Origin of the sequence: Paraglaciecola psychrophila 170 (assembly GCF_000347635.1) — a bacterium.
Taxonomy (GTDB): domain Bacteria; phylum Pseudomonadota; class Gammaproteobacteria; order Enterobacterales; family Alteromonadaceae; genus Paraglaciecola; species Paraglaciecola psychrophila.
Genome location: NC_020514.1, coordinates 1,233,802 through 1,247,829 on the forward strand (window position 1 = coordinate 1,233,802; position 14,028 = coordinate 1,247,829).

The 14,028-nt window shown below is 39.6% G+C and carries 18 protein-coding genes and 1 pseudogene; 8 read left to right on the forward strand and 11 right to left on the reverse strand.

Translation table 11 applies throughout. From position 1 onward, the window contains the following. Window positions 1-2 precede the first annotated feature (2 nt). Together C427_RS05310 and C427_RS05315 are read right to left on the reverse strand one after the other, a co-directional pair. Window positions 3-809, reverse strand: coding sequence for an SDR family oxidoreductase (locus tag C427_RS05310; RefSeq protein WP_007639578.1), 807 nt, complete (start codon window positions 807-809; stop codon window positions 3-5). Next, entirely contained in the window at window positions 810-2,030 is a 1,221-nt protein-coding gene (locus C427_RS05315; protein ID WP_007639576.1) for an acyl-CoA dehydrogenase family protein, read from the reverse strand. It abuts the gene before it with no gap. Window positions 2,031-2,150: 120 nt separating this feature from the next. On the opposite strand from C427_RS05315, the gene C427_RS05320 reads away from it, so the two are divergent. The 5 genes and pseudogenes from C427_RS05320 to C427_RS05340 all read left to right on the forward strand — a co-directional run bounded on the left by C427_RS05320 (window position 2,151) and on the right by C427_RS05340 (window position 7,763). Continuing rightward, window positions 2,151-3,068, forward strand: coding sequence for a LysR family transcriptional regulator (locus tag C427_RS05320; protein ID WP_007639575.1), 918 nt, complete (start codon window positions 2,151-2,153; stop codon window positions 3,066-3,068). A gap of 110 nt (window positions 3,069-3,178) precedes the next feature. Then, window positions 3,179-5,050 (forward strand): sensor domain-containing diguanylate cyclase, encoded by a 1,872-nt coding sequence (locus C427_RS05325; RefSeq protein ID WP_007639574.1) that lies wholly within the window; start codon window positions 3,179-3,181, stop codon window positions 5,048-5,050. 118 nt (window positions 5,051-5,168) lie between these two features. After that, on the forward strand, window positions 5,169-5,873 hold the full coding sequence (locus C427_RS05330) for a glycosyltransferase (RefSeq protein ID WP_007639572.1): 705 nt from the start codon (window positions 5,169-5,171) through the stop codon (window positions 5,871-5,873). Between the two features lie 119 nt (window positions 5,874-5,992). Continuing rightward, a complete protein-coding gene (locus tag C427_RS05335; protein ID WP_148285886.1) occupies window positions 5,993-6,514 on the forward strand; it encodes a hypothetical protein in 522 nt (173 codons plus the stop codon). 692 nt (window positions 6,515-7,206) lie between these two features. After that, a pseudogene (locus C427_RS05340) lies at window positions 7,207-7,763 on the forward strand (GGDEF domain-containing protein). A gap of 74 nt (window positions 7,764-7,837) precedes the next feature. On the opposite strand, the gene C427_RS05345 reads toward C427_RS05340, so the two are convergent. The 5 genes from C427_RS05345 to C427_RS05365 form a co-directional block, all read right to left on the reverse strand. Further along, complete coding sequence (locus C427_RS05345; RefSeq protein ID WP_226991186.1) at window positions 7,838-8,215, reverse strand: hypothetical protein; 378 nt, start codon at window positions 8,213-8,215, stop codon at window positions 7,838-7,840. 14 nt (window positions 8,216-8,229) lie between these two features. Continuing rightward, a complete protein-coding gene (locus tag C427_RS05350; protein WP_007639553.1) occupies window positions 8,230-8,565 on the reverse strand; it encodes a VOC family protein in 336 nt (111 codons plus the stop codon). A gap of 27 nt (window positions 8,566-8,592) precedes the next feature. Next, window positions 8,593-9,126 (reverse strand): DUF4199 domain-containing protein, encoded by a 534-nt coding sequence (locus C427_RS05355; protein ID WP_226991185.1) that lies wholly within the window; start codon window positions 9,124-9,126, stop codon window positions 8,593-8,595. Between the two features lie 150 nt (window positions 9,127-9,276). Next, complete coding sequence (locus C427_RS05360) at window positions 9,277-10,485, reverse strand: ammonium transporter (RefSeq protein WP_007639545.1); 1,209 nt, start codon at window positions 10,483-10,485, stop codon at window positions 9,277-9,279. A gap of 73 nt (window positions 10,486-10,558) precedes the next feature. Next, a complete protein-coding gene (locus C427_RS05365; RefSeq protein WP_007639543.1) occupies window positions 10,559-10,897 on the reverse strand; it encodes a P-II family nitrogen regulator in 339 nt (112 codons plus the stop codon). Between the two features lie 234 nt (window positions 10,898-11,131). On the opposite strand from C427_RS05365, the gene lspA reads away from it, so the two are divergent. Continuing rightward, window positions 11,132-11,629, forward strand: coding sequence for a signal peptidase II (lspA, locus tag C427_RS05370; RefSeq protein ID WP_007639542.1), 498 nt, complete (start codon window positions 11,132-11,134; stop codon window positions 11,627-11,629). Window positions 11,630-11,633: 4 nt separating this feature from the next. Next, complete coding sequence (locus C427_RS05375) at window positions 11,634-11,813, forward strand: hypothetical protein (protein ID WP_007639541.1); 180 nt, start codon at window positions 11,634-11,636, stop codon at window positions 11,811-11,813. Window positions 11,814-11,849: 36 nt separating this feature from the next. Here C427_RS05375 and C427_RS26240 read toward each other — a convergent pair whose 3' ends face one another. From C427_RS26240 to C427_RS05380, 3 genes are all read right to left on the reverse strand, one after another. Further along, window positions 11,850-11,969: a hypothetical protein gene (locus C427_RS26240; protein ID WP_161601930.1), complete on the reverse strand. Its 120-nt coding sequence runs from the start codon at window positions 11,967-11,969 to the stop codon at window positions 11,850-11,852. Between the two features lie 19 nt (window positions 11,970-11,988). Further along, complete coding sequence (locus C427_RS26245; protein WP_007639540.1) at window positions 11,989-12,135, reverse strand: hypothetical protein; 147 nt, start codon at window positions 12,133-12,135, stop codon at window positions 11,989-11,991. 217 nt (window positions 12,136-12,352) lie between these two features. Beyond that, window positions 12,353-12,718, reverse strand: a complete 366-nt coding sequence (locus C427_RS05380; protein WP_007639539.1) for a HopJ type III effector protein — start codon at window positions 12,716-12,718, stop codon at window positions 12,353-12,355. A gap of 578 nt (window positions 12,719-13,296) precedes the next feature. On the opposite strand from C427_RS05380, the gene C427_RS05390 reads away from it, so the two are divergent. Continuing rightward, entirely contained in the window at window positions 13,297-13,653 is a 357-nt protein-coding gene (locus C427_RS05390; RefSeq protein ID WP_007639536.1) for a hypothetical protein, read from the forward strand. A 123-nt stretch (window positions 13,654-13,776) separates the two neighbouring features. Here C427_RS05390 and C427_RS27115 read toward each other — a convergent pair whose 3' ends face one another. Then, window positions 13,777-13,959, reverse strand: coding sequence for a hypothetical protein (locus tag C427_RS27115; RefSeq protein WP_007639534.1), 183 nt, complete (start codon window positions 13,957-13,959; stop codon window positions 13,777-13,779). Between the last annotated feature and the right edge of the window lie 69 nt (window positions 13,960-14,028).

Sequence of the window (14,028 nt, forward strand, 5' to 3'; positions counted from 1 at the left end):
TATTAGGCTCTAGGTCTAAAGTTTTTCAATTGTTTCTTCATCATAGCCAAATAACGCATAGCAGGTAACCAACGTTTGATGCGAAAGGCGGTGCGCCCGTCTTTGTGGGTGATGGTCATAAATTTGAAATTTTCACTGTCTTGATAGATAGCCTCGGCTACTTGAGCCGCAGTGATATCGGAATAGGTATGCAGCATTTTACTCACGAGTTTTGCCACACCGGGTTGTTTACTGCGTAGTGACTCATCTAAGTTAGTGGAAAAGAAACCCGGACAAGCCACACTGACATGAATATTGTCGTGAGTGAGTTCCAGGTGCATGGTTTCTGAAAAGCTAACCACTGCAGCTTTACTGGCGTTATAACTACCCATTAGTGGGGCAGGGGTGATCCCTGCTTGTGAAGCAATATTCACTATTTTACCGCCGCCGTGTTGCTTCATTAAAGGGACAAAAGCACGGCACATCCTTACCATGCCTAAAACATTAATATTTAGTACCCAGTCCCACTGTTCAATATCTTCAAATTCCAATGCGCCGCCTGTGGCGACTCCGGCATTGTTGACTAATACATCCACTTTCTGCCAACGGGATTGAAGTTGTTGTTTCAGTGTTTCAATATCAGCTTCGTTGGTGATATCACAAGGCAAAAAGAAGGCTGCACCACCTGCCTTAGTGATGCTATCAACCACTTTATGGCCGCGCTCTGAGTTGAGATCAGCAATACACACTTCACAACCTTGCTTGGCATAATGCAACGCCAGCGCTTCACCTAAACCTGAAGCGCCACCGGTTATTAATACTGTTTTCATTTATTGGTACTTTTTCAGTTCTAAACGGGCAACCATGCCTTTATGCACTTCATCAGGGCCGTCGGCTAGACGCAAGGATCTGGCACCAGCAGCTAAACGGGCTAGTGGGAAGTCATTACACATACCTGCACCACCATGAATTTGGATAGCCATATCTACGACTTCTTCAAGCATTTTGGGTACGGCTACTTTAATCGCTGATATATCCACCATGGCATTTTTAACACCTAAGTTGTCAATTTTCCAAGCGGCTTGCAGTGTCAGTAAACGAGCTTGTTCGATAGCAATACGTGCTTCGGCAACGCGCTCTCTGTTGCCACCAAGCATCATCAAAGGCTTGCCAAAAGCGGTACGTGACATGCCACGCTGCATCGCCAGTTCTAAGGCTTTTTCAGCACCGCCAATAGAGCGCATGCAATGATGAATTCGACCCGGTCCAAGGCGTCCCTGGGCAATAGCAAAACCCTTACCCATGCCAACAAGCAAGTTTTCTTTTGGCACACGCACATTGGTAAAGTGCATTTCGCCATGCCCAAAAGGTGCATCGTAATCACCAAAGGCTTGTAACATACGTTTGATTTCAATACCTGGAGAATCCAGAGGTACCACTACCATACTGTGCTGACTATGTTTGTCGTTTTCTGGATTGGACAGCGCCATAAAGATAGCAATTTTGGCGTTGGGATGACCTAAACCTGTGGTCCACCATTTTTTGCCATTAAGTACTAATTCGTCACCGTCTACTTCAACGGTAGCTTGCATATTAGTGGCATCAGAAGAGGCAACATCGGGTTCTGTCATACCAAACACTGAGCGTATCTCACCGGCCAATAATGGTTTAAGCCATTTTTGTTGTTGGTATTCGTTACCAAAGTGGTACAACACTTCCATGTTGCCAGTGTCAGGTGCGTTGCAGTTAAATATTTCAGAGGCAAATAACACTCTGCCCATTTGTTCTGCTAATGGTGCATATTCTAATGTAGTTAAACCTTGGCCTAACTCTGCGTCGGGCATAAACAGATTCCATAACCCAGCCTCTTGCGCTTTTTTCTTGAGTGGCTCAATTAGTGGATGGACTTGCCAATTTTTCCAATCACCACCGGGATTTAATTCATGGGTTTCAGTATAAATCTGTTCTTCTACTGGATAAATATGTTCGTCCATAAAGGCTTTAACACGTTCAATATAACCCTGTGTTTTTTTGCTGTGGTTAAAATCCATGATAGTGGCTCCAAAAGTTTAGGTGCATGTAATTACGTATAGAATAGTCGCTTTATTAAATTGAATGAAATGAAAAATACTATATGGTTACTATGAATTTTATTCATTGGGTAGTATTTGATGACTGATGTTACAAAAGTCCAGCAACTTGACCTTAATTTACTCAAAGTGTTTGAAAGTATTTATCAAGAGCAGAATATGTCGCGAGCAGCAGAAGTGCTGCATATTACCCCTTCAGCGGTTAGTCATGCGTTAAAAAGGTTACGAGAGCATCTGGGTGATCCGCTGTTTCAGCGTAGTAATAATCGGATGTTACCTACACCTGCTTGCCAGCGTATGGCTCCGCAGATAATTGATAATCTGACTCGCCTAAGACAAATATTGCAGCATTGGGGAGAGTTTCAACCGCACAGCAGTCAACATCATTTTCGTTTAGGTATTCATTACGCCCTTGAACCTTCCATTTTGCCGAAGTTAGCTAAAAGGTTGTCTGAGCTTGCCCCTAATACCACCTTTAGCAGTGTTAAGGTTGATAGGGGAAACTTAACACGAGAATTAGGGGCGGGGCATATTGATATGGCGTTTGATGTAGCTCTACCTATTAAACCGCCTGTACTACACACAAAACTTATCGATGGTAAGTTTTGTGTGTTAATGCGCAAAGGACATCTTCTAGAGAATAACTTAACTCAGCAAACGTATTTTACAGCTAAACATATTGGTGTTTCTAATCGCCCAAGTGGTGCTGCGGCTGAGGATATTTTATTTCAACAGCAAGGGCTTTCGCGGCAAATAAGCATTCGCTGCCAAAACTATTACGCCGCGAAAGCCATGCTGATTGAGTCTGACTTTCTTTTAACGGTGCCATACATGTTGGGTAAGGAGTTGCTGGCAGACTCAGCCCAATCCAATACGTTGATAGAAGCCCCAATGCCCGTGCAACTGACAAATATTGAAACACATCTATACTGGCATAAAAACACCGAGCATGACGCGGCATTAAGTTGGTTTAGGCAAATTTTGGAGTCACTGATCTAAATTAATATTGGCTCTATTCGCATGAGCTTTAAAATGGCATGATATTTTTTGTATAAAAATCAACTTGACCAGATTGTGCTGTTCAATAATTAAAGTGAAGGGAGAGCATCTTGAGCTGCGGCAAGTGCATTAAGTTGTTAGCCAGTCTTTTTATTGGTGTTTTTAGTGTCCCATTATTTAGTGCACAGTTGTTGTCTGCCCAATCCATTCCTACTGTCGACGTCCAAAAAGAATTTAAAAATGGTAAGGCAAGTCTTGCTGGAGAGTGGGCATTAAGCTGGGGTGAGTGGACGTCATTGGAAGATATTGCCGCGTCTGAGGCCAACTTCAAAATTGTGCAATTACCTAATTTCGTGACTACTCTAATTGATGATAAGACCTTAAATGAACTCCGTTTTGGTACTTACATACTCAAACTGAAGAATTTGAGTCGTACTTTCAATAAACCGGCAATACGCATGCGTAATGTCAATGATGCTTGGCAAGCATGGTGGATTGATGAGTCTGGGCAAGCTCAATTTTTAGGTGAGTCAGGTAAAATTTCAAAAAACTATGAAGCGCAACAAATGCGCTTTAAAACACAAATATTACAACTCCCTCAAAATGTTAACTCAGGTACCTTAGTGGTGTACCTTTCGGCACAATTATATAAACGGGCAGGCATGTATGGCGCATTCGATGTGCGGGAATTCGAGTTGGCTAATAAAGCACTGCTTTCTGACTTGGCCAGTCGTGTTGCGTTAATTGCGATTGGTTTACTGGTTGTATTTCAAAATATACTGTTTTATGTATTTCGCCCCAAAGAGCGTGTTTTATTATTATTGGCCGTGTTTGCATTTTCTGTTTTGTTGAGGGCTGCGGTATCGACCGATTATGTTTATTACCTCTTTGGGGATCCGGCTTATTTTGATATTTTATTAAGACTCGAATATATCACCATAGTATGGCCGGCTGTAGCAGCTGCGCACTTTTTCTCATGTTTATATCCCGCTAAATTTTCTACCCGAGTCGTGCAGTTAGGTTACTTAATTATTGCCCTTGTTGTCACTTTCACACTACTGGTGCAACTAACACAAGTTGTTGATAATTTATTCTATTACCAAGGGCTTTTAGGAATATTTAGTTTTTATACTATGTGGCTAATCATAAATTCAATGATACTTACATCTCTCCGCTCCACATTAATGATTGTTAGTTTTTTTGTTTTATTTGGGGGAGTGGTAAATGATGTTTTTGCAGCGTCGTCGAGCACCTATAATTTGTATGTTTCTGAATATACACTGTTTTTATTTTTGTTTGCGCAAACTCAATATCACTCATTAAGGTTTGTATCTGCACTGGATATGGCCGAACATTTAACTAATAACTTACAAAAAGAAGTGGCACAAAAAACCAATGAGTTGTCTATTCGCAATCGTGAACTAGAAGATAAAGCAGATTATTTAAAGGTTCAACATGATCGGATAAAAGAGTTATCAGAAACTGACCATCTCACTGGCTTATATAATCGCCAAATGTTTGATAGCTATTTTGATTTGAAATTTACTGAGGCTATTCAGCAAACAGAACATTTGTCCTTAGTCATGTTAGATATAGATAACTTTAAGGAAATTAATGATGGTTATGGACATCAAGTTGGGGATGCGTGTTTAAAAGCGATTGCTGAATATTTACAGCAAACTAATTTGCGTAAAAATGACTTTGTTGCAAGGTACGGGGGGGAGGAAGTGGTCATTGTTTTATCTAATACGGATATCAAAGGTGCTGCAGAAATCAGCCAAAGAATATGTGATGGATTGAGCCAGATAAAATTCAGTGTTGTGCAAGGTGCGATTGCACTGACTGCAAGTTTTGGCGTAGCTGAGTTAACATACAATCAGGCTAGCAATACCACCCAGTTACTTAAATTGGCAGATGACGCCCTTTATCAGGCAAAATTGCAAGGCAAAAACCAAGTGGTTACGGCTAAAATTGACGCTTAGATGGGGGTATTTCTTTCAGTATAAACAAAGTTATAATATTCACAAATTGTAACGTTTATTTTACTAGCCGACGACTAGTTTAAGTCCGCTTAGTTAAAATCCAAAAGAGCCCATTACCTTGCTTAGTATTGTTATCCCTACATTAAACGAGTTCAAAACCGGTTATCTTTCTAAGACACTTGATGCCTATATTGGGGTAGAGGGTATCGAGATCATTTGTGTAGATGGAGGTAGTCAAGACGATACTATTTCGATAATCAAGCAGTCTAATGCCAAGCTAATCACCACTGATATTGGCTCCCGGGCTGGTAGACTAAATGCAGGTATCAAACTAGCTAAATTCGATATGGTGCTGCTGCATCACCCACGAAGTCTAGTGGATGTTGAGGGCATTAAAGCCTTAACTAACCATACGCCTGATATACATTGGGGAGCTTTTACTCATCAGTTCGATATTCAGCACCCTTTATTAAACTTCACGTCTTGGTATTCGAATCGAATGCGTGGTGATTGCCGCGGCGTGTATTATTTAGATCATTGTTTATTTGCCCAAAAACAGTTATTACTCGATGTAGGATTACTTCCAGAAATCGATATTTTCGAAGATACAGAGATTTGTTTAAAATTAAATAGTAAGGCCAAACCCGTTAGGCTGCCATATATTAGTCGTACTTCAGCCGTTCGTTTTCAAACTAATGGGATCTATCGCCAGGCCCTTAAAAACCAATATATGAAGTGGTGCTATTACTTCAGGGGTTCGGATAAAAATATGAATGCCCTTTATGAAAAAGGTATAGATTTAAATACCAAGTATAAAAAATAGCCAAAATATTAGGAACACGTAAAGGGGGAAATTGTTAGTATAAATAAGCAACAACTTGTTATGGTATTTCCTATACAGCTTTAGTTAAGGACAATATGGCTGCCCTAAGAAAATATCATATGGATATCTGGTCAAAGGCGCTATCAATAGCATTGTTCTTTGTGACTATGTTGTTATTTATGCCGCTTATTTATCATTTTAGTATGGCCTTGCAACCCACTACAAAACAGGCCTATGATGGCCAAGTCACTATTCAAGCGTCAGATTTTTCTTCAAGACAAACACTCGCCTTAGTGGGCGACTGGTCTTTCTTTTGGAAGCAGCTTCTTGAGCCTGACCAGTTGCAAGGGTCTATAAAAAAGTCCACTTTTATAAAAGGGCGTGGTGGCTGGCAATCTTCAACTTATAATCAAGATTATGATGCTATTGGTTTTGCTACCTATCATTTAGATGTTGCTCTTGAAAAAGATGCTAATAATTTAGCTATCCGAATTCCCAAAATTGAGAGTGCTTACAGGTTATATATAGATACTAAGTTTATGGCATCAGGTGGTTTAGTGACAGACACTGAACCAGCTGGAACACCGGGATTCAATACTGCCATTGTTAGAATACCTGATGGACTAAATACTTTTCTATAACGATACAAGTATCAAATTATCATTCGAGTTGGGGCGGATTATGGGCGCGCTGCTAATTACGGCGATCCACTCATTGATCCAATTCTTCTTAAGGCCAACAGATAACATTCCTCTGGTGTTTGCATGTTTATGTCTACTATTTTTTCTTCGAGAGTTTACGGTCGATCATATGAGTTTTGCATTATTAGCACTTGCGGGTGGTTTTGTGTTGAGAACCAAGTTAAATTTCTTAAGTTTATGCTGGTATTCCTACTGCATTGTATTTCTTTCACTTAAGCTACAATCAAGAGTTTCACCGTAAATTTTGTTGTTTTATTTATATTGTGAGTATTGTTTTTTTGGCCTTTGTTTTATTTTTTCCTACACGTTATTTTGGCATTCCATTAGTTTTATTCGAAGTTTTTGCTGTGTTCGTTATGCTCTAAATGTTGCAGAGGATCTGGGTTGCTACGACTAATAAGCAGAGAGACGCTGGAGTGATGTTGATTGGATCGTTAATTGCTTTCTCTTTTGCGGTGAATGACATTTTAAATGTGAGTGGTGTGATTACTACAGGCAGATTTATTAGCTTAGGTATTATTGGTTTTATCATGTCTCAGAGTTTTGTGACAAATAATCGATTTAATCAGTTGAGTAATCATAACGAAACACTGACTGACAAGCTTAAGGAGCACAATGCAGATTTGGAGCTGATGAGTGAGCTACTTGAGACTAAAGTTGAACAACGAACGCGACAGCTTAAGTTAGCCAACATAGAACTTAAAGCTTTGGCTAATAACGATTCTCTGACCAACACCTTCAATCGACATGGATTACAACAGTATATTCAGGTCGCTTTTGAGAGTTATCGTCGTTCCCAAAATTTGTTTTGCATCCTACTGATTGATTACGATAATTTCAAAGACATTAATGACATTTATGGACACGATGTGGGGGACCATGTTTTGCTCATTGGGGCAGACCTGATTAAATCCGGAATGCGAGAACAAGATAAATTAGCCCGTTGGGGGGCGAAGAGTTTCTCATTTTGCTACCAAACACTGATTTGCAAGGCGCACTGGCTATAGCCAATAAACTTAAAGATGCCATTAGTGCTGACCCTATAGGGCATCCCGTTGGTGTAAACGTGTGGGTGACAGGTGGGGTCGCTCTAATCAATCATAATGATACTTTCGAAACGCTGTTTAAACGAGCGGACGATGCCTTGTATCAAGGTAAGCAGAATGGAAAAAATCAAATTTGCAGTTAACCTAAGTCTGCACATAGTAAGCATAATTAGTTGTCTCTATGTTGGCTAGTGTTGCGTGCAGATTACCCAAAAAATTAAAAGCCGTTCAACATTTCACGCAATTTTTTTTCAGCCAGTTCAGTCGGTGATAACGATTCATCATCTTGATTTTTTTCAGGAACTACATCGCCAAACAAGGCGGCTAATTCAGCCTTGGCTTTAGCCGCTTTCTGGTTGTCGGCCATTTTAAATACCTTGTTGTTAGGTTTGAAATAATCGCAAAAATTAGCCTTTTTAGTGTCGCTTATATGCTCAGCTCTTTCTTCTTCACAGCGGTCTTTGACAAAGTACAGGCACATATTGCAAACATGCTGATCTGCTTTGCATTTGTCACACTCTTCACGCCTTGACATTGGGAGGATGACATTGCTTAGAGCCTCGTTACAATTCCAACAGATAAATTCATTAGACATAAAAATAGTGGCCTCTAAAACTGGTCAAACATAATGCTGTTATCATCAGGATCTTTCAACACACAATGAGTTGGGCCTGAGTCACCTTGGGTCGGCGTATCAAACGCAATACCGTTGTCTTTAAGATGTTTTTCTATTGCTCTGACATCGGGTGGATTAAAGGTGAGAATATTAGCCTCGAACATGCCTTCAAATAAACCTATTACGGTAGTTCCCTTTTCTAAAACAAGCCATTTATCTGCGATAGAACCGCACTTCGGATCGATTATAAATCCTAGGGTTTCATAAAATTCTTTTGACTTAATTATATCCTTCACTTTAAGGCCAACTGAAAACTGACCTAATTCCATTGGGTGCTCTCCATTGTATTTTTGGGGCTATTTTCGAGGGGTACGCAGCGCTATAGCACTGACTATAGAAAACAGCAGTCCAATCACAAAAACAGTAGCAAACATCATCATAGACGGTGTGAAATTGTTACCCACCAAGTCTGCGTAATCGGCTAATTCCGAAAGCTGTTGCTCTATTACCGTTGGCTCTAGACCGCTTGAGATGATTTTTTGCTCTGAATATCGGATGTATGAGGAGGTAAATGTTGGGTTAATGAACACTAAATAAAACCAGTTATATAATATAAAGATGTGCGCGGCAATCAGGCTGATCCCTAAACCAACACCTAACGCGCCCATAAAACCTAAAGGAGCAGGCGAACGCTTTTGTTTATAATCTTTTATTCCCATGATGATAGCTAACGAACTTATGAACATCACGCTGTAACCAACAATTTCACCCGTAGTGAAGTTGTCAGTAGTTGAACCTAAGGCTAAATGAGATGTGTAAAATCCAATAACTAACGCCAAGCCACAAAGTGAGCCAAAGCGAATAATCGAATACATGTTGCTGCTTGTCATGTTTTTAAATGCCTAACTGTATGTTATTTAAATGAAAGGTAAAGCTTTTGTCTGTTGTAAATTGGGTGACATTATATTTGTGAGTCGCAATGAGTCGCAATGAGTCGCGACGAGACTCCATCATTGAAGTCCCTTGCAAGCGTAACGTCTCTAGTCGTGATTAACTGAACCGATACTATGAATGCTCAAATCGGCACCTATAAATTCTTCTTCCTGGGTGAGCCTTATGTTTGTCACTTTATTCAAAACTCCATAAACTACTAAGCCACCTACTAAGGCAACAACGATGCCTGCAACTGTGCCTATTACTTGTGCGCTAAAAGCTACACCGCCCATTCCACCTAAAGACTCAAGGCCAAATATGCCAGTTGCAATCCCACCCCACGCTCCACATACTCCATGCAATGGCCATACGCCTAATACATCATCTATTTTTTTAGTTTGTTGCATGATAGTGAACAGTTTTACAAAAATCCAGCCGGCTATTAATCCTACAAATAATGACCCAATAGGATGCATGACATCTGAACCTGCACATACTGCAACTAAACCTGCCAATGGTCCGTTATGAATAAACCCAGGGTCATTTTTACCGAACCATAATGCCGCCAAAATACCGCCTACCATTGCCATAAGTGAATTCATTGCTACCAGACCGCTTATCCCGTCCATGCTTTGTGCCGACATGACATTAAAGCCAAACCAACCAATACATAATATCCATGTGCCTAGAGCTAAAAATGGGATATTCGAAGGAGCAAATGCGATAAGTTTATTATCTTTTTCACGGCCTTTACGCAAACCCAAAAAGTAAATACCTACTAGGGCTAACCACCCACCCATTCCATGCACCACAACTGAGCCAGCAAAATCATGGAAACTAGCACCTGTGGTTTGCTCTAACCAAGCCTGAAAACCGTAGTTACCGTTCCAAATTATGCCTTCATAAAATGGGTATACCACTGCAACAATAAGTGCAGAGGCAATTAAAAATGGATAAAACTTTGCTCTTTCAGCAATGCCTCCAGAAATGATGGCAGGAATAGCTGCGGCAAATGTCATTAGGAAAAAGAATTTTACTAAGTCATAGCCGCTATTCGCTGCTAGCTCTTTAGCATTGCTAAAAAATGTAACGTCGTATGCTATCCAATAACCAATAAAGAAGTAGGCAATACAGGAAACTGCAAAGTCAGTAATGATTTTTACCAGGGCATTTACCTGATTTTTGTGCCGCACTGTTCCGACTTCTAAGAAGGCAAATCCTGCGTGCATAGCAAACACCATGACCGCACCAATCAGTAAAAAGTAGGTGTTGGAGCTTTGCACCAATGTTTCAACGGCGCTGTTAATATCTTGCATGTGGAGTCTCAGTTTATAATTAGAATAATATGCTTGAGGAGGTTATGGTTAAAGCGAAGTTTAACTGTATTTCCTATACAGCGTCATCGCCCTCTTCAGAGGTGCGTATCCGTATAGCTCGTTCAACATCAAAGACAAAAATTTTCCCATCACCAATTTTACCCGAATTGGCTTTGGCAATAATAACTTCGATACAACGCTCAACCTGATCATCTATTAGTACAATTTCCAGTTTAATTTTAGGTAAAAAGTCTACTTTGTATTCTGCACCACGATAGGTTTCGGTATGACCTTTTTGACGTCCGTACCCTCTTACTTCTGTCACAGTTAGACCTGAAATACCTGCTTCAGTTAATGCTTCTCGAACATCGTCAAGCTTAAAAGGTTTAATTATTGCTTCAATTTTTTTCACTTAGTTAACCCATCTTTTAATTTATTTATTTAATATACAGTAGCTTCTCAACGAGTTGAGTTGTACTTTTAGAATTAAAATAGATAGTTAATAACTATGTGTTAACTAGTTGTTAACTTGTGGTGTGTAAAATAGTTCAACTTTAAGACAGCCCGTTATGGACTGGGACTAGAAGAGCATGAAATAATCGGTGCCTAATTGAAATCACAGACAATCATGGTTGAAAACAGATAAATGAATGCATTAAAACGTTTACAAATGATATTGGTTATTTGTTTAGTCAGTATTGGAATTGACCAAGGAACCAAATGGTATGCTTCTGAGTACTTACCCAAATTTGAAATGACCAGTTATTGGGGAGATTTGTTGCGTATTGGTTACGCTGAAAATACTGGTGCATTTTTAGGTTTAGGTAGCGGTATGTCAGACTCCGCCAAGTTTTGGATATTCGTTTGTGCGGTGGGATTTATTCTTTCTGCTTTGCTGATTTATATTTTAAGAACAAAGACACAAACTGCTTACGGATTATCATCGTTAATGATTATCTTTTCAGGGGGCATCAGTAATTTTTTCGATAGGGCTGTCAATAACGGCGCGGTGATCGACTTTTTAAATGTTGGCATTGGTTCCCTCAGAACGGGGATTTTCAACGTTGCCGATATGGCAATCATGTTGGGTGTGTTTTTATTGTTGTTTGCTAAAGATAAAAAGGCTGACAGCAAGGACGAATGATGTGATGGCTAATAAAGCAAAGTCAGGCGTCTATCAGTCACCCTTGAATAAGTTATTTACTCGCCAGCAACCCAGAGTCAAAACCAAAAAAAATATGGCCAAGTTACTCCTTACCTATGCTGAAAATGACAATCAACGTATTGCTCAACTTTTAAGCGTTTGGATCGACGAAAAAGCTAAGTGATTTCAATTATGTCTATTGAATCACGGCTGCAACACTCTAAATCTGGGTATTTTGGCGGATAAGGTTATGGTAAATATGGTGCAGTCGGTCTAGTTTCTCACGCTTAACATGAGGATTTTGTAGCAGGGTTTGAATGCTTTGGTCTAGTGCATATATGGTGTCGCGTTTATCTGCATTAGTGCATCCAAGTGCTTACTGCACTGACTTGTACACTGAGTTTTTCGGTAAGGTTACCGTTTAATGCTAACTCAAATCTGTTTTCTCGTTTTTTTCCTGTGTTTAATTTACAGAAGGTAGAGTAGGCGTCACCTACATTTTCCATTACGTCTTACTTCGTCATTTGGAACCATGTAGCCGCTAAACATAGTTTTTAATCTAATAATGACCACTTAGTGCCAAGTTCAATATTTTCGACTAACTCAGGATCCGCCACTGATTCTTGCTCAGGATCGCCACATAAACCGCCGTAGCCGCAACTTGCGCATACATCTAATTCGCCACCATGGATGTTGGTTGCTGTGGCATAAATGCGTTGCCCTTTAGCTTAATCGAATTAACGCCAAGCCATCAAACTTTACCCCTGACCAGCCTGTCAGTATAAAGTTACGGATATTGCCATGGTCTGTTCCCGCTGGGTTTTCCAATACATCATTACGATAAAAGTTTCCAAATAAATTGAGGGTTTCAAGTTCAGTTAATTCATGTAATTGCGCAAAGTAAAAGATTTTACAAGAACCCTCGTTGCTGCCTGCTGCATTTAACAAGAGCCCATTGCTAAAAGTTGTTGGCGTATAAGTATAAAATTGACTAATTACCTGCATCACGCTGGCAAATTCAATGTTGTCTGGGGTCGAGCGTAACTGCGTGATCAAATTGGTTATCGTCGTCAATTTATTTAAAGTCATAGTGTGTCCGTTGTTTTACTAAGGTCAAAAGAAAAGGTTAATAGGCAGTCAATATGTTTGAGTACTTTATTGACGAACATCGGGGTGGCAACGGTATCAGTAACATTTGCTGATGTGACCACAATGCAGATATCACAGTCCTGTAAAGCTATTTGCTGGCGTACATAAAAGATGTTCAGGTCGTCTAAATTATCTAGGTTTTCATTTAAACAAACTAAACCCACAAAACAGTCATTTTTAGGATGATTATCGAATGTTGCACCCGCTATTTCTCTGGTGAGGGTAATTGCTTGGAATTTGTCTAAATTTAATAGACGAAAAGTGACTTCAATATTGATACTTATAGCTCCTTACTGCTGATGAAAGCCAGACTTAATGATGCCTAGTTGGCAGCCAGTAATTATATTCTAAGTGTTTATCAAATATCGAATTAGATCTCATTTTTGTTTTAAGATACCTAAAGCGTCATTTAGATCTAGACGTGGAAAAATGATCCACATTCTGTGCAATTTAAATGATATGAAGTCAAAACAAGGTTTTTAGTTTACGCTAAACAAAATAAGATCAAAGGAGCAAATATGAAAGTTGTGGTAGGAAAGTTCAGCAGTGAACCTTTCCATGCATTGTCAAAAAAAGAAATCAGCCTCTTATTAAAATTGGTACCTAACGATTGGATAAAACAGGTATCCAATGTGGTACTTAGCTCAAAGATATTAAAGAAAAGAAAATTATCTAAACCTGTTGAATATTCAGTTTCTAAAAAACAACTATCCATTTTTTCAAGGGGCTTAGTGCGCGAAGATATTGCCAAACAAGTGCTGCTTGAATTAGCTTCAATTGGTGGTGAACTTGATGAAGGAAACTTTAACAATACCTTTGAACTAGATAGCGTGATTAAGCCTTATATGGATAAATTTTTAAAGGTTAGGGTGTAGATTCTCAGAAAATCTGCCTGCGACGAGCTGAAGGCACCTATTGAAATTTAATCAAATGTGAAGATTTATTAGGTCAAATTTATAATTTTTAGCTTGATAAATATCAGCATATTGTTGTTACTTTCAGAATTCAGTAGTGTTTGTATTATCGGTTGCCGCGTAACGTTGACATATGGAATGACAAAGCGCATCACTGATAGGATTTTGTAAGTTGTTAGAGCGAAGCAGCACAATGTCTGCAGTGGGTAATTGGGGTAAGTTTTTACTGCTTAATTGTTGTAAGTCGCCAATGCTAAGCTTTGCCATAGCGCCGATTGCTTCCCCGCTCTGTACAATGCCTCTTTGCGCGCTGGCACTGGCGCTACAAGCGATAAC